Consider the following 22,094-nt stretch of genomic DNA (forward strand, 5'->3'; position numbering starts at 1 on the left):
AAAGTTGGTTTTTAAAAGCAGACAACCTTAGAAAAATAAACTTAATTTTGTCTTCAACTTTCATTAAATGAATCTATGAGAACATCCGAAATTTTGGAAAAAATACAAATTCCCCGCCATAAACTTTATTACCTCGAACAGAAGGGCTATATCTCGCCTAAAAGAATTCCGATGGGCGACCTGGAGTCACGCGATTATTCCAGGGAAGACTTTTTAAAAATTCAGGCAATTTGGAAATTTTTGCAAAAAGGTTTTAAACATCGAACGGCTTATGAGCAGGCAATGAAAGAGCTGATCGGAGAAAAAAAGTGAATCTCTCGCGTCCATTAATCGGCATGGATATTGGCGAATCAAGCATTAAACTTTCGGTCATATCAAAGCAAGGCTCAAGACTCTCTCTCGACTATGCGGATAGGCTTCCGATTCAGACTTCAAAAGGAGACCTTCTCTCAGAGTCCGAAAAAATGATCGGTCTGAAGAATCTTTTTAGCAAAAATTCTTTTAAGAAAAATCCGGTTGTCATGAATTATACCGGGAATGCCCCGGTGATTCGTTATCTGAAATTACCGGAGATGCCGGAGAATGAATTAGCCGAGGCGATCCAATGGGAAGCCAAAAAGGTGATTTCCGAACCACTCGAATCCAAAATTATCGATTATGCGATCCTCCGGAAGGTCTCTGATGGTGGAAAGAATACACTTGAAATTATTCTTGTTGCAGTTGATAAGGGCGATGTTTCGGAAGGATTGGGCATTATTCGAAGAGCCGGCGTCTATCCCGCCTTGATGGATGTCAATCCCCTAGCTCTATTAAAAGTTGTGGCGCTCAATCATTCCAGCGAGATCGGCCAGGATCTGATCTTTATCGATATTGGTTCTTCGAAAATGGAAGTGAATATCTCAAGGGATGGTGTCCTCCGGTTTACACGACAGATTGGGAGGGGCGGAAACAACCTTTCTCATCTCATTATGGAAAAGAGGTCACTCTCTTTTGAAGATGCCGAAAAAATCAAGAAAGAGGAAGGGTTTTCCGCGTCTGAACTCGATGAGACAATCAAGGAAGAAGTGGACCGGATGGTATTAGAAGTACAGCGGTCAATTGATTTCTACCGGACGCAATTTCGAGATATTTTAATAAAAAAGATTATTTTGATGGGAGGGACCCCTTTAATGCCTGGCTTCAGAGACTATTTTGAGACACAGTTTGATTTTCCTGTTGTTCTGGAGAATCCCTTTTCGTTACTGACCGGTCCCACCCATTTATTGAAAGAGCTGAATCCGGTCAGCTCGATCTGGACGGCGTCCATCGGACTCGCATTGAGAGGGAAGGTTCATTGACACTATGGCCTTGTAAGGGTGACTTTCTGGTCTGCCAGACATGGGATTGATTGCAGGAATAGGAATGAAACGAGAAATTAATTTAATCACAAATGAATTTGCTTTTGATCCGTTAGGAAAAATCAAACCGATCATTTTAGCTGTTTGGCTGGGAAGTCTGGTGTTGCTTCTGGGAGGTCTGATTTTGGCGAAAGAATTCGAGATTAGGAACACCCGGTTGGAATCGGCCCGTATTTCCGAACAGCTCTCGCGAACATCGCTGGAAGAGAACGACTTGGAGCAATTCATACAGAAGAACGGTCAATCGGACACCGGCGTCTTATTTCAAAATGCGATTCCGTGGGTCGATATTCTTTCAACGATCGGAACCATTGTGCCGGAAGGAACCTGGTTAAAAACCTTCGATGGCGGCATCAGGCAGGAGGGGAAAGATCAACCTCCCGTGAAACAGATGAAATTGGCCGGGTTTGCCTATTCACATGCCCCCATTACGCTTTTATTATCCCGACTGGAAAGACAATCTCTATTTTCAGATATCCATCTGATCTATACCCAGAAGGGGGAAACGCTTGACGATCGATATGTCCATTTTGAAATTACCGGGAGAATGAATTGACCACACTGGCTGAACTGACGCAAAGAATCGGATTGAAACCGGGTTCATGGGTGAATAAAGGGATCAAAGATCCGGTTATCCAGGGCGTGGTCCTGACCATCATTTTCTTAGCCATTGGCGGAACCCTCATGAGCCAAAAATCAAATGAGCTCATCCATCTTAAGAAAGATGTGACAGCGAACAGGGAACTCTTAACTCAGAAAGAGAAACATCTCTTTTTTCTCCGGGATGAAACAAAAAATATCAACGCCCGGCTTCAGAAGAAATCGCTTGCCGGCGGTCAATTAACAGCAAATGAGAGGAAGATGTCATCTGTCTTGGAAAAAACGGCCCTGTTGGCTGCAGGCAGAAAAGTCGAGATGGTCTCATTCCGGCCTGAATCGGTGATCGAAGGGGAAAAAGATAACCTGTTGACGGTAAAAATCAAAGTGAAAACCGATTTTAATGAATTAAAGGAATATATCTCGCGATTAAAACATTTTCCAAGCCCCATTAAGATCGATTCGGTCAAAATTGATACTTTGGAAAATGAAACGCCGATGGTCTACGGAGATCTGGTCGTCATGACACGAATCATGAAGGAAAAAAATGAAAAATAATCTCTCCCTATTATTAACTGGTTTTTTTCTCATTGCCATGATCTCCCTGGCAATTGGCCAGTCCGATTCTGGAAAATCGCAAACCGAGATCGACCAGGCTGAATCAGACAGCGTCACGGCTGACGAAGCGGATCATGAAGATGAGAATACCGTTTCCGGGCCTCATGACCCGTTTCATCTTCCCAGGAAAAAGAATCTGAATCATCAAATTCCGGGCGGGGTGCGGGTCGGGCAATGGCATTTAACGGGGATTATTGTCGGGGGTTCCGGTGAGCGTCTTGCGATTGTGAACGATCGTCTTGTTTCCGAAGGGGATAAAGTGACCGGAGGTCAGATCGATCGGATCTATCCAGATGTCGTCGTAATTAAGGGGCCATTTGGAACCCGGGAGCTTAAAATGCTCTCCTTTTCATCCGAGAGTCAAGGGGATTAATCGGGAAGCTATTAATGAACTTGTAAGATAGGGAATCATATGATTAAGCCAACACGGATCTTCAGATCTATTTTTTTAGCGGTTTTGTTCCTAACTGCCCCAAAAGGATGGTGCCAGGGACAGATCGTCCCGCTCTTTCCAACGGATTCCAATGTATCCGGGGGGCCGAAGTTTTCTCTGGAGTTTAGAGATGCGGATATAAAAGATGTCCTTCGCGCCATCGGCCAGGAAAATCACGTCAATATCATTATCCGGGAAGAAGTCAAAGGGAAAGTCACGCTCAGTTTCAAAAATGTGACCCTGGATGAGGCGTTCTCTGCGATTTTGAAAAATCAGAACCTCTGGGCGAGCAAGACCGATTCGATTGTAACCGTCTCCCGGCCCTCTACGTCGGAAGGAGAAGAAGATTCGATCACCCGGATGATACCGGTCAATTACGCAAGTGCAAAGGAACTGCAGGATTCTGTCAGGGGATTAATGAGCAAAAAAGGGACCGTTTCTGTCGATGGCCGTTCCAATACATTGATTATTAAAGATAGCCCCGAGGGCGTAGACCGAATTGCGAACCTGGTCAAATCACTTGACATGAAGACGCCCCAGGTCATGATTGAAGCCCGAGTAGTCGAAGCGAGCACCAATTTTACGCGCGAACTCGGTATTCAGTGGGGAGGCGAATATGTGAACGGTAATTATCTGGTCAATGGAGGTGCCTTCAAGACCAATTCCACGGACACTTTTCTGACTCCTTTAACCGGAGGAATTGGGGCAAGCGGTGGACCCTTTGCAGTCAATTTACCCGCAACAGTCGGTCCCGGGTCCGGAGGATCGATTGGATTATCGTATATCGCAAGCAATCTTCTTCTGGATTTACAGCTTTCTGCCATGCAAGATACGGGAAAAGGGAAGATTCTATCCAATCCGAAGATCTTAACGCTCGATAATAAAGAGGCCCGGATTTCAAGCGGGACTGAAATTCTCATTCCAACGGCAACCCTTGTGACAAACGGAACCTCGACAGGTGGGACGGCGACAGGATCATCGGCGACAAGTGGGGTGACCACGATTCAGGCCAAACTGGAGCTTGTCGTTACCCCCCACATTACCCCTGATCACCAGATTCTGATGCATATCAAAACCGAAAAAAAGGAGCCAGATTACAACCGTCAGATTCAGAATATTCCCCCTTTAGCGACTCGTACGGCTGAAACCGACCTGATGGTCAAGAACGGAGCGACGGTTGCGATCGGTGGTATTTATACCAAGAATGAGTCATTAAATGAAAACGGAATACCCTGGCTGGAAAATATTCCGATTCTCGGATGGTTGTTTAAAAAGCAGAACAAGGGGGATCAGCAAGCTGAGCTCATTATCTTCATTACTCCGACTGAATTTCAAGACGGCGGTCCGTCGGAAAAAATTGCCTATCATTTGATCACCCCCGAATCCCTGAATGAAGATCAAAAATCGGTGAAGCCTGGCAAAGAGTAAGATTCAACCTCGTATTTACCCGATTTTCGTTCAAAATTGACAAATTTTGTCAGTTTTTGCAATTTTGACAATTATTTCTTCGCAATAATTCAAAAAGTTAGAGGATCAGCCGTCAGGCATGTTCCTTGCTTTTAATATCAGGTAAGTCTTTCTCTATCTCTTTATTGAATTGTTGCATAAATGTAAACGAAATCATCAGGCAGTAAAGGGAGAATTTGATTCAACTTGACATTACAAAAATTCGTATGCTAGTGTCAGCCCCGTTTGACCAGAAAATTGAAACGGGTTGTTTTTAGAGGAAAAGGAACTCCAGGAAAGCTAAGAAAGCGAATTTGAAAACTTAGCTCCGCTGCAAAAACACTTCAGGCAGCAAGCTTGGAGAGGAGGAAAAAAGAAAATGGAAAAACATGAAGAATCATATACGATCATGGTGCTTCCAAGCCCGACATCCAAGACCTATCGGTTTTGTATCAGCAAGAAAAGCCTGAAAAGGATCGTGGGATTTACTTCGTGCGCGCTTCTTTTACTGATTTTCTTTCTCTTTCAGTATTTTTATCTCATTGGGGAAACCTGGGAACTCAATTCTCTTCAAAAAGAGACTGTCTCCCAGAAACTTCAAATTCAGATGTTCTCCAACCGGATCGAAGAGCTAAAGAAACAGATGGTCCGGTTAAGAGAGTTTGATGCCAAGCTCAGAGTGATTGCCGATATCGGTCCCTCTAAAGTCAATACCGAGTTTCTCGGAATGGGAGGAGCAGAGGCGGCAAGTCCGATCGAGAAATTGCTTGAAAACAAGGAAAATCCAAATGGGATGATGAAAAAAATGGAGCAGGATATTTCCATGCTTCATTCTGCGACACTCCAGCAGGAGGTCAGTTTTCAGGAATTAAGTGATGTGATGAAAGAACATCGGTCACTCTGGACAGCCACTCCCTCAGTCTGGCCTGTCAAAGGATGGCTCACTTCCGGCTTTGGAAATCGGGTCTCTCCTTTTACGGGTGAGGTGGGACTTCATAAGGGGATCGACATAGCCGCCCGGCCTGAAACCCCGATCACCGCTCCGGCATCGGGTATTGTTCGGTACGATGGATTCGAAAGCGGATTTGGAAGGGAAGTTCGGGTCGATCATGGTTATGGGATGGAAACGATCTATGGACACATGGCGAAATCAGCGGTCAAAGTCGGACAGAGAATCAAAAGGGGTGATATTATCGGTTATGTGGGGAATACAGGCCTTTCGACAGGTCCGCATCTTCATTACGAGATCCATGTTAATGCCGTTCCGGTTAATCCGCTTAAATACATTATAAATTAACCGGCCTCTCCAGTCACCCGATCTACGGGAGCTTCTTAATAAACCTGAAGGTTCAGAAAATTCCTTCAGGTTTTTTATTTTTCCGAAATGATTTTTCACCAGAACTGTGTTATATTTCTTAAAATTCTCTTCTGCCTCTAAACCCGTTGAAAATGAATGTTTGACATCATCAAAAAAATAGTCGGGACTAAAAACGACCGTGAATTAAAACGGCTCTGGCCCCTAGTAGAAAAAGTGAGTACTTTCGAACCCGCTCTCTCCCCTCTTTCCGATAACGAATTGAAATCCAAAACGGCTGAATTCAGAAAAAGGCTCTCAAACGGGGAAACTCTGGATCAAATTCTCCCGGAGGCCTTCGCGGTTGCCAGAGAAGGGTCCAAGAGAGTCCTGGGCATGAGACATTTCGACGTACAGATATTAGGGGGAATCGTTCTTCATGAGGGGAAGATTTCGGAAATGAAAACGGGAGAAGGAAAAACACTGGTTGCGACTTTGCCGGTCTACCTCAATGCTCTGGCCGGGAAAGGGGTTCATGTGGTGACCGTGAACGATTACCTTGCTCGTAGAGACAGCCAGTGGATGGGTCAGCTCTACCAGTTTCTGGAACTGACAGTGGGGCTGATTCAACATGATCTGGATGATCCGCAGAGGCAGGTTGCTTACGGTTGCGATGTGACTTACGGAACAAATAATGAATTTGGATTTGATTATCTGAGAGACAACATGAAATTTGATGTGGCCAATTTTGTCCAGCGTGAATTGAATTACGCCATTGTCGACGAGGTTGACAGCATCCTGATCGATGAAGCCAGGACGCCTCTTATTATCTCCGGACCCTCCGAGGAATCGACCGATCTTTATTATAAAGTCGACAAAATTATTCCATCTTTAAAGGCGGAATCGGACTATACGATCGAGGAGAAAACGAAAACGGCCGCATTGACCGATGAGGGGAATATCAAAGTTGAACGATCTCTTGGCGTACAGAATTTATACGATTTATCGAACATCTCCCTCGTTCATCACGTCCAGCAGGCGTTAAGAGCGCACGTTCTCTTTAAGAAAGATGTTGACTATGTCGTCAAAGACGGGGAAGTCCTGATTGTTGATGAATTTACTGGGCGACTCATGCCCGGAAGAAGATGGAGTGACGGCCTTCACCAGGCCATTGAGGCGAAGGAAGGGGTCGAAATTGCGAGCGAAAATCAGACGCTGGCCACGATTACTTTCCAGAATTATTTCAGGATGTATCAGAAGCTTTCCGGAATGACCGGGACTGCCGATACGGAAGCCGCGGAATTTAATAAAATCTATAACCTTGATGTGGTGGTCCTCCCCGCGAACCGGCCAATGGTGAGGCAGGATTTTCCCGATGTCATTTATCGGACCGAAGCGGAAAAGTTCAAGGCGATTTCGGAAGAAATAGAACTTCTCCATCAGAAGGGTCAACCGGCATTGGTCGGAACAATATCGATCGAGAAGTCGGAGAGATTAAGCGGGCTTCTCAAAAGAAAAGGGATTAAACATTCTGTTTTAAATGCCAAGTACCATGAAAAAGAGGCAGAAATTATTGCCCAGGCGGGGAAAAAAGACGGCGTCACCATTGCCACCAATATGGCGGGACGTGGAACCGATATTTTATTGGGCGGCAATCCGGAGTTTATACTGAAAAAGGAGCTTGAAAAGTCCGAGGAAGCTTCTGCTATTGCGATTGAAGAAAAAGGCCGACAGTTGAAAACCGAGACGGAAAAAGAGAAGCAGGAAGTCGTCTCTCTCGGCGGACTTCACATTATCGGAACGGAACGCCATGAAAGCCGTCGTATCGACAACCAGCTGCGAGGCCGCGCGGGCAGGCAGGGAGATCCCGGTTCGTCGCGATTTTACCTTTCGTTGGAAGACGATCTCCTCCGTATTTTCGGATCCGAGCGGATATCCGGCATTATGGGGCGTCTCGGGATGGAGGAGGGGATTCCGATTGAAGCGCGAATCGTTTCCCGGGCGATCGAAAACGCACAGAAGAAAGTCGAGGCGCATAATTTTGATATCCGCAAACAGCTGATTGAATATGACGATGTGATGAATAAGCAGAGAGAAGTGATCTACGAACAGCGGAAGCAGGTTTTAAAGGGCGAAAATCTAAAAGAAGAGCTCTTTGAGCTTGTTGACGACCTGATCGAAGAAACAGTTCTGAACTACTGTAGTCCGGAAGTTTATGCGGAAGAGTGGGATCTGAAGGCACTATCTGATGCGGTACAGAGAAATTTTCTCGTCTCGCTTGATTTTGAAAACGATACGACTGAGCCTGCAGGTCCGGAGTCGTTTAAGTCCAGAATTCGGGAAGGGATTCAGAGTCAGTATGAGGACAAGGAAAAAGAGGTTGGAGCCGAGATTTTGCTGAGAGTTCAAAAACAGATCATGCTTTCGGTGATTGATTCCCAATGGAAGGACCATCTCCTGGGCATGGATCATTTGAAGGAGGGGATCGGTCTGCGGGGGTATGGACAAAAGGATCCGCTGGTAGAATATAAAAAAGAAGGGTTTGAAATGTTTTCGTCGATGATTGACCGGATTAAACATGATATGGTCGAAAATTTCCTTAAGGTTAAATTCAGAAAAGAGGCGATTCCCGCTCAACAGGTGGCCATGCCCTCAAGAAAAATGGTCCTTAACCGGGGAGAAGAGCGAATTTCCCGTCCACCACAGAGAGTTGAAAAAAAGGTAGGTCGTAATGACGAATGCCCGTGCGGCAGCGGCAAAAAATACAAAAAATGCCACGGCCAGTAAAACGGCTCTAAAGAGCGTTCAGTTTAAAGAAGAAATCAAGCAGCTAAAGAATGCCCTGCGTCAGAAGGAGCGCGAACTGTCGTTTTTTTTCAATGCGGGGAAGCTTTTAACCTCTTCGCTTGAATTCCAGAAGGTTGCGCAGATCATTCTGGATCAGGCACACCTTCTTGTTCTTGGACAGATGTGGACCCTTCTCCTTTTCGACGAAAACACGAAAGAATTAAAATTTGAAATGATTAAAGGAAAGTTCAAAAAGGGGTTTAAACCTTTTCCAATCAAGCTGGGGCGCGGCGTTCCCGGTGCTGTGGCTAAAACCGGAATGCCGGTTCTCATTCCCAGCGTTAAGAACAATTTAAAATATTCTACCGAGATCGAAAAAAAGATCCTGATTAATCCGACGACGATCCTGGCGGTTCCGGTCATCAATAAGAAGAAGACGATCGGCGTTCTGGAAATGGTCAACAAGGAGGATGGGACACCCTTTAATTCAAAAGATCTCGAGTTGATTCTGAAATTGGTGGATCAGGCGGCCATCGCGATTGAACGTTCATTTCTCTATCAACGGATGTCGGACCTGGTGGTGACCGACGATCTGACGAAGCTTTTTAATTACCGTTATCTTGAGCAGACGCTCGATATCGAGCTTCGCAGGAGTCAACGGTATAAATCCGAAATTAGCCTGGTTTTTCTCGATATCGATCATTTTAAAGAGGTCAATGATACCCACGGGCATCAGGCAGGCAGCCAAGTCCTGATCGAACTTGGGAAAGTTCTCATTGAAAGCCTCAGAGATGTCGACATTATCGCCCGCTATGGCGGGGACGAGTTTGTCATTGTACTCCCTGAAACAAGCGTGGATACGACCCATCACATCGTCAAACGTCTTCAGAAAAGTATTCGCGAATTTAAATTTCTTCGAAAGCGCGGACTCAAGGTAAAGTTGACAGTCAGTTTTGGGATCGCGGGATACCCGCGAAACGCCAAGAACAAAGAGGATTTAATCAAGGCCGCGGATAACGCTATGTATTTTGCAAAAAACGCGGGGAGAGATCAAATCTTCCTCGCCGGTAACTACTAGAGAATCCCCGGTTTTGAGCGCCGCTGAGTCGATGACACGGCTCGAACCGGGAGCGTCGAGACGATTGATCAAAGGCCCCCAAATATCATTGGGGTGAGTCCGTTTGTTTTTGATCAGCGAGCAACGCGAGCGAGAGGGGGAAGCTTCATCCGGCTCTGCCGGTGAAGGGGGCGACGTGAGTCCCTATTATAGATGCACGCCGAAGTTAAGATAGTAATGTATGATCCGTTCCCCCGGAATTGATGATGAGATCGGATAAGCGATCTGAAAGTCGAGACTGGTTGGGTAGGCGCCAAACAAATCCAGCTCCTGATGGACTCCTGTTCCAAAATCCGATAAGTATTGGTTAAATAAAAAGAGATTATGTTCTTCGGAAGCGTTTCCGGCATCGATAAAGACCTTCCCTTGCAGCGTATGAAGAAGCGCAAGACCCACGATATTTTTGTCCAGCTCATATAAAACAGGAAAGTTATATTCCAGCGAGAAGATGGCCATATTGCTTCCTGATATGGAGGACTCGGTATAACCCCGGAGTCCCATTCCCGCTCCGGCAAAGATTGGCGCATTAAGCGGACCGCTTGACTCGGTCATTCTTGTAATAAAAGACAAGGTTTGATAAGGAGACCATCGTTTCTCATTCGTGGTATCGAATCGAACTCTGCCGTTAAAAGGATGCTCCGGTCCCGTAAATTGTTGATTATATTCAAAAGTTAAATTATAGGTGAGGTATCCGATTTGGTAATCGAGTGTAAAACTTCCCCTGGTTTCATCTTCCTGGCTTGGTAGAGAAACCACTTCCGTCCTAAGGTTTCCACCCGTACTCTGGCTGAACAAATCCCCCTTTTGTTTTGAAAAAGTGTGGGTATAATCCGCGCGGACACCCCGAGCTCCTTCCAGTTTATAGTAGTAGAATCCGAAGATATTGTTATTGTCGTACAGTCTCCTAAAGGATCCTCCGAATTCAATTTGGGGAGAATGGGTTTGAAAATCCATCGCTCCGTTAAACTTGTCGAGAAGAAATTTCCATTGATGCGGGTTTCGATTGTTAAATAACTCGGGGTCGTTGGTGAGATGTTCAGGATCCAGTTCTACGATTTTGACCGGTGAACTGCTTTGAAAAGTGTAGGTGACATTCGGCTGTTCGATCAGCTTGGTTATTTCAAGTTTTGAACGGTCAGAAAGTGTTGCGCGCACGGTCAACGGTTCGATTCCTTCTCCCTCTTTTTTGACCTGAATCGTGGTTGTCAACAGATGATCCGAGCGCTCTTCGGTTACTTTCTGAAGGCTGAAATCGGGTTGCGGATAACTGATTAGCCATTGTTGATAAAACCATTCGAGATCCCGGCGGGACAAATATTCGCTTAACTCGATGAAGGACGGCTGTTCTCCTTTTCGAATCAAATCGAGATAAGCGTTAACAATTTCCACAGTCTTTTCTCTTCCCAGAAGATTTTGAAGCTTAAAAAGAATTCCGGTTCCTTCCGCTCTCGGCGTATTATAAAGTCGGATGTTTTCACGGAAGGGGAGCGGTTTGCCTTCTTTCAAAAAGATCTCACGGAAAGCAGGATTTGGGGTATACAAAATTTCGTCCACAATCGGCAGAAAAGCAAACGGCTTTAAGAATTTCTCAATGCCTTCGAGGGGATGGTTTAATTTTTTAAATAAGTAGGCCTGGCTCGTGTGGTCTGCGAGCATCTGAATGATCCAGTCGTCTGCCCATGGAATCTGCGCCCTCCAGAGATATGTGTAAATACCGTGAATCAGCCGTGCTTCGTGGTAGGTCTTGAGGGGGGGGAGAAGTTTATAGAGAACATGGCTTACCAGGACGATCCCTTCTCCCTCTTCGAAAAGATCTTCATAGAGGTAGGCTTCGGCCAGCCGAAGAATTATCGCATTGGAGACCCCATGTTCTTCTTCAAAAAATTGAAGCGCTCCATCGGCGGTCTTCAGTACCTTCGAAGCGTATTTCATATCTTTTGCAAAATAGGAATAATAGATAATGTGATTTGGTTTTTCCAAAATCATATCCCGATACTGGTTTGAAAAGATTAGGGATAAAAATCCGCTATTCCCCGATCTCAAAGAAAGCGTTTTTGAATTGTCAGCAAGCGTCTTTTCGATAAGGACCCCGGTGTGGTTGAGTTCATATTTAATAGGGTATTCCAGATGAAGCAAAAAATGAGATAGAGGCGGAGGCTTATTGATCTGCCAGCTGTTCCCGACCAGATTGGGAAGATAGGGGTGCCATCCCCCCGCAAGCGAAACAGTTGATTTAAAAAACCCGAACTCTCCCAGACGCTCTGGAATCAGGGTTGTAAAGGAAAGGGAGAGCGTGGTAAATTTGCCTGGAATAATTGGTTTAACCAGTTGAATTTCGCAAACCACATTTTGTCCCAGAGTTGTTCCGGGACATTGAATTGTAAGAAGTCTCCCTGAAGAATCCCGCGCATCAAAAAGATCCATCTTCCCTCGGGAAAAGCGTTTGGGAAACGATCGGTTATAGATCTCCTGAGGGAGTGCGGAAGGAGGGGTCAGATACCGGTTGGGATAGAGCATCATCGTAATGGATTTCAATGGGACTGTCGAAGAATTCACGAAAGTCACCGCCATATTCCCCCGAATGATTGGTTGAGACTTTTCCGGAAATTCAAACAGGGCGTTTATTTCGTAGGAGGGGTGAAATTTCGCCGCGTAAAGGTTTTGGGTCATCCAACACAGAAAAAAGATAAAAAAAAACACTGTTTTCATCCCCGACAAAATACATCTTTTATCAGAGGATTACAATGAATTCCGGAAATCCGGCGCTCGTGGACAAAATGATCAGAAAAATAAAATCTGAAGGCCCCATTTCCTTTAAAGAATTTATGGAAATGGCGCTCTATGATCCTGAAGGAGGGTATTATTTCTCCGCCAGGGAAAAAATAGGCGCCCAGGGTGACTTCACGACCAGTCCAGAAGTTCATCCTTATTTTGGCAAAATAATTGGCCGCCAGCTGCTCCAGATGTCGCAAGCCGTATTAAAGGAATCTTCGCGATTTGATTTGGTCGAAGCCGGACCCGGAAACGGGCTTTTGGCGTTCCAGATACTTAAAACCCTCCGGGAAGATCCTTCGAACCTCTTCCAACAGATTACTTACTATATGGTGGAGTCTTCACCTGATTTTGTTCAACGGCAAAAAGCACTTTTCGATACTTTCCCTGACTTAAGATCAAAGGTTGTCTGGGTTAATTCCATTCAGGAGCTCCCCCCCATAGACGGAACGATATTTTCAAACGAATTTTTGGATGCCCTTCCCGTTCATCGGGTCGTTTGGAAAGGAGATCTGCAGGAGATTTATGTCGACTACCAGGCCGGCCAGTGGATTGAAATTCTCAAACCTCTCTCGGATCCAGAAATAGGCCATTATTTCAAGAAGTTTCCGGTCAACTGGATAGAAAATCAGGAGGGAGAGGTCAATCTCAACGCCCTCTCCTGGATAAGAGATGCGGGTCAAAAATTGAATAAAGGATTCCTCATCACGATCGATTATGGAGATTATTACGAAGAACTCTATTCGATTAGAAGAAGAAAAGGGACTTTGCTTTGTTACCGGAACCACAAGACCGGCGAGAATCCCTATGAATCCATCGGAGAACAGGATATGACTTCCCATCTCAACTTCTCGGCGCTCCAGGAATATGGGCGCGAGGTTGAATTATCCACCCTGGGATATGTCGAACAATCTCATTTTTTAATCGGGCTCGGTATGATCGAAGAGATCGACCGGTATGTTCAGACGCTTAAAGACCCCACGTGCGATCCGGTCTTCAGAGCGATGAAATATCTGATCCATCCGGAAGGTCTGGGCCCCGTATTTAAAGTCCTCATCCAGGAAAAAGGAATCGGTGAAATCAGGCTGGATGGCTTAAAATATGCTCGAAAGCCGTTTCAAAAATAAAATTCTTGACATTAAAAGTTCATTCCATTAGGATTTTTGAACCCTCACAAGCAACGCGTGAGCCCCCTTCTAATTTGGCGAGAATAGATATGGCTCCGGAAACGTTTTTGCCTGAAAACTATTTACCCATTCTCATTTTTATATTTGTTGCGATTGCCTTTGGGGGTGGAAGTCTTCTGGTTGGCACCCTGGTCAGACCCAGATATCCTTACAAAGAGAAACTTCTCCCCTATGAAAGCGGATCGATTCCCTTTTCAGACGCCCGAAGGTCTTTCCCCTTTCGTTATTATGTGATTGCCATGCTTTTCGTTGTTTTTGACGTTGAAGCGATTTTCTTTTTTCCCTGGGCCGTTGTTTTTCAAAAAGTCGGATTTTATGCTCTTATTGAAATGATCGTATTTATGTTTATCTTGATGGTTGGATATTTCTACGCCTGGAAAAAAGGAGCCCTTGAATGGGATTAATGGATCGTCAGTTTGAAACAAATATTATTACCACTTCGCTGGATTCGGTCGTCAACTGGGCCAGAAAGTCTGCTCTCTGGCCGATGACCTTTGGATTGGCCTGCTGTGCGATCGAGATGATTGCCTCAGTCTCTTCGCGCTATGACCTGGATCGTTTTGGCGCAGGTGTATTCCGGGCCTCTCCCCGTCAGTCTGACCTAATGATTGTTGCTGGAACCGTCTGTCGAAAAATGGCTCCGGTGATTCGCCGTATCTATGATCAAATGCCGGAGCCCCGGTATGTGATTTCAATGGGCTCCTGTGCGACCTCCGGAAATATCTATAACAGCTATAGCGTTGTTCAAGGTGTCGACCAGATTGTCCCTGTCGATGTCTATGTTCCAGGATGCCCGCCAAGGCCTGAAGCGCTTTTTGACGGTATTCTGAAACTCCAGGAAAAAATCATGAAAGAAAAGGTTTTTTCCAAATAATCGGTCTCCCCCTTACAGATCAATAAGGAAGCAGGCTTGTATCCAGATTCCAAACATTTGACAGAAAAATTTCAAAACAGCATTCAGGAAATCAAAAGCAGTTATGGGGAACTCACTCTTTCCGTCAAAAAAGAGGAGCTTGTCTCGCTCTGCCACTATTTGCATGATGACCCTGAAATGAGTTTTGATCATATTACCGATATCTGTTCCCTTGATTTTCCTGAAGATGAAGAGCGCTTTGAGATGGTTTACATGTTTTATTCCATTCCTTGGAAACATCGCATTCGGATTAAGGCGAGAATTTCCGAGGAGGATTGTACGATTGACTCGATCTCTTCGATCTGGAAAGGGGCCAATTTCATGGAGCGGGAGGTTTATGACATGATGGGAATTCGGTTTAACCATCATCCGGACATGAGAAGAATTATGATGCCGGAGGATTTTGAAGGCTATCCTCTTCGAAAAGATTTTCCAACCGAGGGAAAAGGGTGGAGAAGTACATTTGAGTTTTTGCCGGGCCGCTAAAACCATGGTTCTGTGGCCTGACCCCGGAAGGGTGTAAACGTTCCAAAGGGAATATCACGAAATGGCTGGAATTAAAGGCGACAACGTTACCAAAGAGGTGGCGATTGGAGGACAGCATATTGAAACCCCCCATGAAACCAGGCCGGTTCTGCGTCGTGAAGAATTTCTTCTGAATATGGGTCCTCAGCATCCGAGCACCCACGGGGTCCTCAGAGTCGTGCTCGATCTTGAAGGGGAACGAATCGTAAAAGCAACTCCCGATTTGGGTTACCTTCATCGGGGTGTTGAAAAGCTCGCGGAGCTCGAAACCTACAATCAAATCATTCCACTGACTGATCGCCTTGATTATGTCTGTTCGATGACAAACAATTACGCGTTCGTCAGATCGGTTGAAAAGCTTCTTGAACTTCAAATACCTGAGCGGGCTGAATACATTCGGACACTTGTCGCGGAAATGATGAGAATTTCCGGCCATCTTTTCTGGCTGGGGACCCAGGCGCTCGATATTGGTGCGATGACCGTTTTCTTTTTTACATTCCGCGAACGGGAAGAAATTCTAGATATGTTCGAAGAATTATGCGGCGCCCGTTTGACCATGACCTATTACCGGATTGGGGGTCTGGACCGTGATCTTACCGAAGGAATTATCGCCAGATTAAAGAAATTTATCAAAGAATTTCCTAAAAAGATTAAAGAATATAATACCTTGATCCAAAACAACCGTATTTGGATATCCCGGACCCGGGATGTGGCAGTCATCTCCGGAAAGGACGCTGTTAATTTTGGTTTGACCGGTCCTTCATTACGAGGTTCCGGAGTCAACTATGATATTCGGAAAGACGAGCCATATGGTGTCTATGACCGGCTGGATTGGGAGGTCCCGTTAGGACAAAATGGCGATACCTATGACCGTTATTGGATCCGGATTTTGGAGATGGTTCAGTCTGCCCGGATGATCGAACAGATTCTCGATAAACTCCCCTCGGGGCCGATATTAGCAGACCATCCGATGGTTGTTCTTCCAAAGAAAGACCTGGTGATGTCCGATATGGAAAGTCTGATCCATCATTTTCTAGTGGCTTCCAAGGGATTTGATGCACCGAAGGGAGAAGTTTACTGCGGGACTGAAGTTCCGAAAGGAGAGCTTGGTTTTTATATATACAGCACCGGCGGCAACCGTCCTTATCGCCTTAAAATCCGACCCCCATCCTTCATTCATATGGGGGCGTTTGACTACATGGCCCGGGGATATATGATTTCGGACATTATTACCATTTTTGGGACTTATGACATTGTCATGGGAGAATGTGATCGATGATGCTGAAAGCTGATAAAGGGCCATCTTCTGCGTTGTCACGCCGAAGCGAGTTCCTCACGTACGTTTCTGTACGCTGCGGAGTCACTTCTTGTTCCGCCTTGTATATGACCCCTTCTCAGCTTTCAGAACGGGGTGAAATAAAACAATGATATCTGCGACTGCCCGAAAAAAAATTGAAAATGTGATCACTCGCTATCCGGAAGAAGAAAAGCGCTCGGCACTTCTTCCGGCCCTCCACATTGTCCAGAACGATAACCAGGGTCATTTGACCGAAGAAATGATGAAGGAAGTTGCGGATCTGCTTGAAATTACCCCGTTGCAGGTCTACGAGGTTGCCACCTTTTACACCATGTATAATTTGAAACCAATCGGCAAATATCATATCCAGGTCTGCCGGACACTTCCCTGCGCGCTCATGGGTGCGGAGAAATTGGTGGCTTATCTGGAAGAAAAGCTCGGAATCGGATTAGGGGAGACGACCTCCGACCGCCTGTTTACGCTGACTGAAGTAGAATGTCTTGCTTCTTGCGGGACGGCTCCGATGATGCAGATCAATCAAAATTATTACGAGAATCTGAATAAATCCAAGGTCGATCAGATTTTGGAAGAATTAAAACAAAAGGCAACGTCATAAGGCATGACGAATAAGTGAGGCGAGGCTTTGCCTTGCCGAAACGAGGGGTTTGGGGGCATCGGAGGAATAAAGAATCCGCACGGGCTCCCAATTATAATATGGAACAGATCCTCTTTAAGAATATGGCATCACCTGGCTACACGCCCAAGATCTCCTCCTATATTGCGATGGGGGGATATGAGGCGCTTCAAAAGGTCTTTTCAGAGAAGATCACCTCTGATCAACTCATTGAGATGGTGAAAAAATCAGGGTTGAGGGGACGTGGCGGAGCAGGTTTTCCTACGGGGACCAAATGGAGTTTTATTCCTAAGAATCCTGCACTCACGAAGTATCTTTGTATCAATGCGGATGAAGGGGAACCGGGAACATTTAAAGACCGCCAGTTGATGGAAAAGGATCCCCACCAGATGCTTGAAGGGATTGTTATCTCTGCCTATGCCATCGGGGCCCATACTGCTTATATCTATGTCCGGGGAGAACTCGACCTGGCGATGAAGACCATCGAAGAGGCGATCGAAGAAGCCCGGAAAAAAGGTTTTGTCGGCAAGAATATATTAAGTTCAGGTTTTGATCTTGAGGTATACGTCCATCCCGGTGCGGGAGCTTATATTTGCGGCGAGGAGACTGCGTTACTGGAGTCGCTCGAAGGGAAAAGGGGAAAACCGCGGTTTAAGCCCCCTTTTCCGGCAAATTTCGGTTTGTATGGCAAACCGACGGTTGTGAATAATGTCGAGACCCTGAGCAACATTCCCTATATTGTCAATCGCGGGGGAGAATGGTTTGCGTCGATTGGTGTAGGTAAAAGTACTGGAACAAGACTATTTTCGCTCAGCGGGCATGTCAAAAAACCGGGAAATTATGAAGTGCCTCTGGGGACCACGTTCCGTCAGCTGATTTTTGATCTCGGGGGTGGCATCATCAACGGGAAAAAATTAAAAGCCATCATTCCGGGTGGTGCGTCCGCCTCCTTTTTCACCGAAGAGCATCTGGACGTGAAGCTTGATTTTGAAGAGGTGGCGAAAGCAGGTTCAATGCTCGGTTCCGGAGCGGTGACAGTCATGGACGAGGAGACCTGTATGGTCTGGGCAGCGCTCAATCTGATGCATTTCTTCTCCCATGAATCGTGCGGAAAATGCACCCCCTGCCGCGAAGGCGCTCCCTGGCTTTATAAAATCATGCACCGGATCGAACATGGCGAGGGGAAGATGGAAGATTTGGACCTCCTGGTCAGTCTCTGCGGAAATATTGCCGGAAAAACTGTTTGTGCATTTGGAGAGGCAGAAGTCGCGCCGATTTTGGGGACGCTAAAATATTTCAGGCAGGAATATGAATATCATATTCGCGAAAAAAGCTGTCCGATTAATCATTCGGAAAGGCTTGCGACAATAGGGTTTCCATGACAACAGCGAATCAAACAAAAAAAATGGTCACGTTAAAGATCAATGGACAGGATGTCCAGGTTGAAGAAGGGACCTATGTGATTGCGGCGGCCAAAAAGGCCGGAATTGAAGTCCCCCATTTTTGTTACCATCCACAGCTCGCGCCGGATGCCAATTGCAGGATGTGCCTTGTCGAAATAGAAAAGAATCCGAAACTTCAGACCTCCTGCAGCATGCCGGTCGCCGAAGGGATGGTTGTGCAGACCCATTCTCCCAATGTCCTCCAGGCCAGAAACGGTGTGATCGAGTTTATTCTTTCCAATCATCCGCTCGATTGTCCGATCTGCGACAAAGGGGGAGAGTGCCACCTTCAGGATTTAAGCCACGAATACAGTAAACAGGGTCGATTTACGGAAGAAAAACGGGTGTTTAATAAAGAGTATTTTGGAGGGTTCATCGAAAAAGAGATGAACCGGTGTGTCTCTTGCCTCCGATGTGTTCGCTATTGCGATGAAATCATGGAAGTCCGGGCGTTGGGTTCTGTGGAGCGCGGGGTCAAGACGGAAATCACGACTTTCGCCCGACAGGAACTCGACTGTGTTTTCTGTGGCGGATGCGTTCAAATCTGTCCGGTCGGCGCACTCACCAATCGATTTTCAATGTACCAGTTCCGTCCCTGGGAGCTGAAAAAAACAGAGACAGTCTGTCAACATTGCGCCGATGGTTGTCAGATGACCCTAGAAACCTATGACTCGACGTTAATGAGAGTGACGTCGGAGTGGGGAAAGGGCCCCAACGAAGGGAATCTCTGCGCCAAAGGATTTTACGGCTATCACTATGTGAATGAAAAAGACCGGCTTACTTCTCCGATGGTCCGGTTTGAAAAAAAGCTGGTCGGTACATTGTGGGACGAGGCGCTTGATCTGACGGCAAAGAAGATCAATGAAATTCGTTCGCGGCATGGGAACCAGGCGATTGCGGGAATCATTTCTGCCCGCTGTACGAATGAAGAGGTGTATCTTTTTCAAAAATGGCTAAGACTTGGGATTGGCACGCCGCATATTGACAGTACTGCCCGGTATGGCCATATCAATACTGTCAAAGCATTTAGAGAGGCTTTCGGATACAACCGGATGCTCAACTCCTATGAGGAGATCTCTCAGGCGAAGGTTATTTTAGTCATTGGAAGCGATATGACGGAGAGCAATCCCGTATCAGCTCTTTCTGTAAAAAAAGCAGTCAGGAAAGGGGGAGCGAAGCTGATCGTTGTCGATCCGGTGCGTACGAATTTGGCCAAACTCCCCGGCCATCACCTGCAGAACCGCCTCGGAACCGAAGGGGTGGTCACCCTGGGCCTGATCAAAGCCATCCTGGAAATTGACGGTAATCCTTACAGTGCTTATCCATACGGAGTTCAGCTCAAAAGCGAGATCAAACCGATTTCCTTTAATAAGATTGAAGAAATGACCGGAATTTCCGAAAGGGAATTCAGGAAGATGGGTCAGCTGCTCTATGAACGCCAGCCCGGAGTCATCCTCTTTGGGACCGGAATAACGTCTGTCAGGGGCGGGTATGACCATGTCAAGAACCTCATCGATCTCGCCTGGGTCTCCGGAAAACTCGATCAGGCCGGTTCAGGGTTAAACCCGCTCTGTTATGAAAATAATGAGCAGGGTGTTGTGGAGATGGGAGGCGTCCCTGAATTTCTTCCCGGCCTCATGGAGGTTGGCGATCCGGCTGCGCAGAAGCTCTATGCCGATTTGTGGCACGGTAACCCTGTTTTACAGAAAGGAGCCACTCTCCCCGAGATGATTAAAAAGATCCATCGCGGGGAGATTAAGATGCTTTATATCATTGGAGAGAACCCGATTGATACTTTACCGGCATCCCTCAAGGTCAAAGAAGCCTTTTCAAAGCTCGATTTTCTGGTCTGTCAGGATCTCTTTATGAACTCAACGCTTGAGATGGCTGATGTTGTTTTCCCGGCCGCGAGTTTTGCCGAAAAAGAAGGGACTTATACCAGCATGGAGGGAAAAGTCCAGAGAATCCGAAAGGCGTTAAACGAATATGGCGAGAGTCAGCCGGATTGGTCAATTATTTCGGCCGTATCGACCCGTGCGGGTTTCCCCCTGCAATATGAAAATGTGAATGCAATCCGTAGGGAGATTAAGAAAGTGCTCCCCGATTACTACCGAGAATTGCCCGTTGGTCCTGAACAAAAAGAAATGATCGCTTCAAAAAAGAAGATCTATTTCAATCCGATTGTCTCCAAAGGAAACAGGGAACGTTTCCGATTCGAGCCACTTTCCTCTGAAACCGGCCGCGCTTCCGATGAATTTGCCCTGATGATCCGTCCCGTCCTCTATCACTCCGGGAAGATGTCAACCCGTGCCGTGGGTTTGAATAAACTCTACCCAGACCATTCGCTTACGATGAATCCGGAGGATGCCAAAAAACTCGGGGTGAGTAATGGAGATCGGGTACGGGTGAAATCGGGAGAAAGGGAGCTCCAGGTGAAAGTCAAAATGAATCCGGATTATCCACGAGGAGTCGTTTTTTACCCCCAGCATCTGGTCCAGCCGAACTTAAGAGACCTGCTCCCGTGTGAAACAGATCCCGTTACAGATGCGGTCTATTTCAAACTCGGGAAAGTGGAGATTCTACCGAAATAAATGGCCGAAACCTTTTTAAATATCGGAGTTATCCTCCTTCAAATTGTCATTGTGCTCGGAGTGGTTCTGGGGCATGTTGCCTACCTGACCCTTGCAGAGCGAAAAGTGCTTAGTTTTATGCAAGACCGCCTTGGCCCAATGGAGGTGGGGCCCCATGGACTTCTTCAGCCGATCGCCGATGGCTTGAAACTCTTTTTTAAAGAAGACATTGTTCCTGCCGGTGCGAATAAATTCATTTTCAGCATCGCTCCGATAATTTCACTCGTCCCCGCGCTCATTGGCTTTGCAGTGATCCCTTTTAATGAAGCAGCTACCGGTCCGGGAGGAATCATTCATCCCAGGATTACCGATATCAATATCGGAATTCTTTACATCCTGGCGTTTAGTTCGGTTGGCGCCTATGGAATTCTCCTGGGGGGGTGGGCATCAAACAGCAAATATGCTTTGTTGGGGGGACTGCGGTCTGCTGCCCAGGTGATCAGTTATGAATTAACGATGGGGCTTTCGATTATCGGAGTGGTTCTCCTTTCGCAGTCATTAAGCATGGTCGATATTACGATGGCACAGAAAGATCACTGGAATATACTTTTTCAGCCGGTTGCCTTTGTTCTTTATATCATTTCGGCGCTTGCGGAAACGAACCGGATTCCCTTCGACCTTCCGGAAGCAGAGAGTGAACTGGTCGCCGGCTGGTTTACCGAATATAGCGGCATGCGGTTCGCGTTCTATTTTCTGGCGGAATATGCCAATATGATCATTGTGTCGAGCGTTGGCGCAATCCTCTTCCTCGGGGGCTGGCATGCGCCGTTCCATTTTATGGAGACGAACGCTCCATTTTATATGATCTCTCCTTTTATCTGGTTTATATTAAAAGTTTATTTCATTCTTTTCTTCTTTATTTGGTTGAGAGGAACGGTTCCTAGACTTCGCTACGATCAGCTGATGAAATTAGGATGGAAAATTATGCTTCCGGTTGCATTTGTTAATTTGATTGTGACAGCGATCGTGATCTATTGGTTAAAATAAGTATTCGGAACTCCGGTC

19 protein-coding genes are annotated in these 22,094 nt (G+C 46.2%); 18 read left to right on the top strand and 1 reads right to left on the bottom strand.

All coding sequences use genetic code 11. The features are described 5' to 3' along the window. Positions 1 to 75: 75 nt before the first annotated feature. The 9 genes from HY200_05240 (at position 76) to HY200_05280 (ending at position 9,650) form a co-directional block, all read left to right on the top strand. Positions 76 to 312 (top strand): MerR family transcriptional regulator, encoded by a 237-nt coding sequence (locus HY200_05240; GenBank protein ID MBI3594344.1) that lies wholly within the window; start codon positions 76 to 78, stop codon positions 310 to 312. Next, on the top strand, positions 309 to 1,337 hold the full coding sequence (gene pilM / locus HY200_05245; GenBank protein MBI3594345.1) for a type IV pilus assembly protein PilM: 1,029 nt from the start codon (positions 309 to 311) through the stop codon (positions 1,335 to 1,337). Before HY200_05240 ends, pilM begins: the two co-directional genes overlap by 4 nt. Before the next feature lie 64 nt (positions 1,338 to 1,401). Further along, entirely contained in the window at positions 1,402 to 1,953 is a 552-nt protein-coding gene (locus HY200_05250) for a PilN domain-containing protein (GenBank protein ID MBI3594346.1), read from the top strand. Continuing rightward, positions 1,950 to 2,552 (top strand): type 4a pilus biogenesis protein PilO, encoded by a 603-nt coding sequence (gene pilO / locus HY200_05255; GenBank protein MBI3594347.1) that lies wholly within the window; start codon positions 1,950 to 1,952, stop codon positions 2,550 to 2,552. Before HY200_05250 ends, pilO begins: the two co-directional genes overlap by 4 nt. Next, a complete protein-coding gene (locus tag HY200_05260) occupies positions 2,542 to 2,985 on the top strand; it encodes a hypothetical protein (protein ID MBI3594348.1) in 444 nt (147 codons plus the stop codon). The genes pilO and HY200_05260 overlap by 11 nt, the downstream gene beginning before the upstream one ends. A gap of 39 nt (positions 2,986 to 3,024) precedes the next feature. After that, a complete protein-coding gene (gene pilQ, locus HY200_05265; protein MBI3594349.1) occupies positions 3,025 to 4,473 on the top strand; it encodes a type IV pilus secretin PilQ in 1,449 nt (482 codons plus the stop codon). Positions 4,474 to 4,870: 397 nt separating this feature from the next. Then, a complete protein-coding gene (locus tag HY200_05270) occupies positions 4,871 to 5,788 on the top strand; it encodes a M23 family metallopeptidase (GenBank protein ID MBI3594350.1) in 918 nt (305 codons plus the stop codon). Between the two features lie 156 nt (positions 5,789 to 5,944). Beyond that, the gene (gene secA, locus HY200_05275; GenBank protein MBI3594351.1) at positions 5,945 to 8,572 is read left to right on the top strand and encodes a preprotein translocase subunit SecA; all 2,628 of its coding nucleotides are present in this window, start codon (positions 5,945 to 5,947) and stop codon (positions 8,570 to 8,572) included. Then, positions 8,517 to 9,650, top strand: coding sequence for a sensor domain-containing diguanylate cyclase (locus tag HY200_05280; protein ID MBI3594352.1), 1,134 nt, complete (start codon positions 8,517 to 8,519; stop codon positions 9,648 to 9,650). The genes secA and HY200_05280 overlap by 56 nt, the downstream gene beginning before the upstream one ends. Before the next feature lie 186 nt (positions 9,651 to 9,836). On the opposite strand, the gene HY200_05285 is transcribed toward HY200_05280, so the two are convergent. Further along, complete coding sequence (locus HY200_05285) at positions 9,837 to 12,260, bottom strand: hypothetical protein (GenBank protein MBI3594353.1); 2,424 nt, start codon at positions 12,258 to 12,260, stop codon at positions 9,837 to 9,839. A gap of 173 nt (positions 12,261 to 12,433) precedes the next feature. Between HY200_05285 and HY200_05290 the strand changes: the two genes are divergently transcribed. The 9 genes from HY200_05290 (at position 12,434) to nuoH (ending at position 22,076) form a co-directional block, all read left to right on the top strand. Next, a complete protein-coding gene (locus HY200_05290; GenBank protein ID MBI3594354.1) occupies positions 12,434 to 13,588 on the top strand; it encodes an SAM-dependent methyltransferase in 1,155 nt (384 codons plus the stop codon). An 89-nt stretch (positions 13,589 to 13,677) separates the two neighbouring features. Further along, on the top strand, positions 13,678 to 14,052 hold the full coding sequence (gene ndhC, locus HY200_05295) for an NADH-quinone oxidoreductase subunit A (GenBank protein MBI3594355.1): 375 nt from the start codon (positions 13,678 to 13,680) through the stop codon (positions 14,050 to 14,052). Then, positions 14,043 to 14,522, top strand: a complete 480-nt coding sequence (locus HY200_05300) for an NADH-quinone oxidoreductase subunit B (protein MBI3594356.1) — start codon at positions 14,043 to 14,045, stop codon at positions 14,520 to 14,522. The genes ndhC and HY200_05300 overlap by 10 nt, the downstream gene beginning before the upstream one ends. 36 nt (positions 14,523 to 14,558) lie before the next feature. Next, the gene (locus HY200_05305) at positions 14,559 to 15,047 is read left to right on the top strand and encodes an NADH-quinone oxidoreductase subunit C (protein ID MBI3594357.1); all 489 of its coding nucleotides are present in this window, start codon (positions 14,559 to 14,561) and stop codon (positions 15,045 to 15,047) included. A gap of 61 nt (positions 15,048 to 15,108) precedes the next feature. Beyond that, positions 15,109 to 16,365 carry an NADH dehydrogenase (quinone) subunit D gene (gene nuoD, locus HY200_05310; protein MBI3594358.1) on the top strand — a complete coding sequence of 419 codons (1,257 nt, stop codon included), beginning with the start codon at positions 15,109 to 15,111 and terminating at the stop codon, positions 16,363 to 16,365. A 145-nt stretch (positions 16,366 to 16,510) separates the two neighbouring features. Continuing rightward, positions 16,511 to 16,999, top strand: a complete 489-nt coding sequence (nuoE, locus tag HY200_05315) for an NADH-quinone oxidoreductase subunit NuoE (protein ID MBI3594359.1) — start codon at positions 16,511 to 16,513, stop codon at positions 16,997 to 16,999. Between the two features lie 98 nt (positions 17,000 to 17,097). Then, complete coding sequence (gene nuoF, locus HY200_05320; protein ID MBI3594360.1) at positions 17,098 to 18,399, top strand: NADH-quinone oxidoreductase subunit NuoF; 1,302 nt, start codon at positions 17,098 to 17,100, stop codon at positions 18,397 to 18,399. Next, positions 18,396 to 21,050, top strand: a complete 2,655-nt coding sequence (gene nuoG / locus HY200_05325; GenBank protein MBI3594361.1) for an NADH-quinone oxidoreductase subunit NuoG — start codon at positions 18,396 to 18,398, stop codon at positions 21,048 to 21,050. Before nuoF ends, nuoG begins: the two co-directional genes overlap by 4 nt. Then, positions 21,051 to 22,076, top strand: coding sequence for an NADH-quinone oxidoreductase subunit NuoH (gene nuoH, locus HY200_05330; protein MBI3594362.1), 1,026 nt, complete (start codon positions 21,051 to 21,053; stop codon positions 22,074 to 22,076). Positions 22,077 to 22,094: the final 18 nt, after the last annotated feature.

This window comes from Nitrospirota bacterium (genome assembly GCA_016194305.1).
In the GTDB taxonomy this organism is placed as follows: Bacteria; Nitrospirota; Nitrospiria; order JACQBW01; family JACQBW01; genus JACQBW01.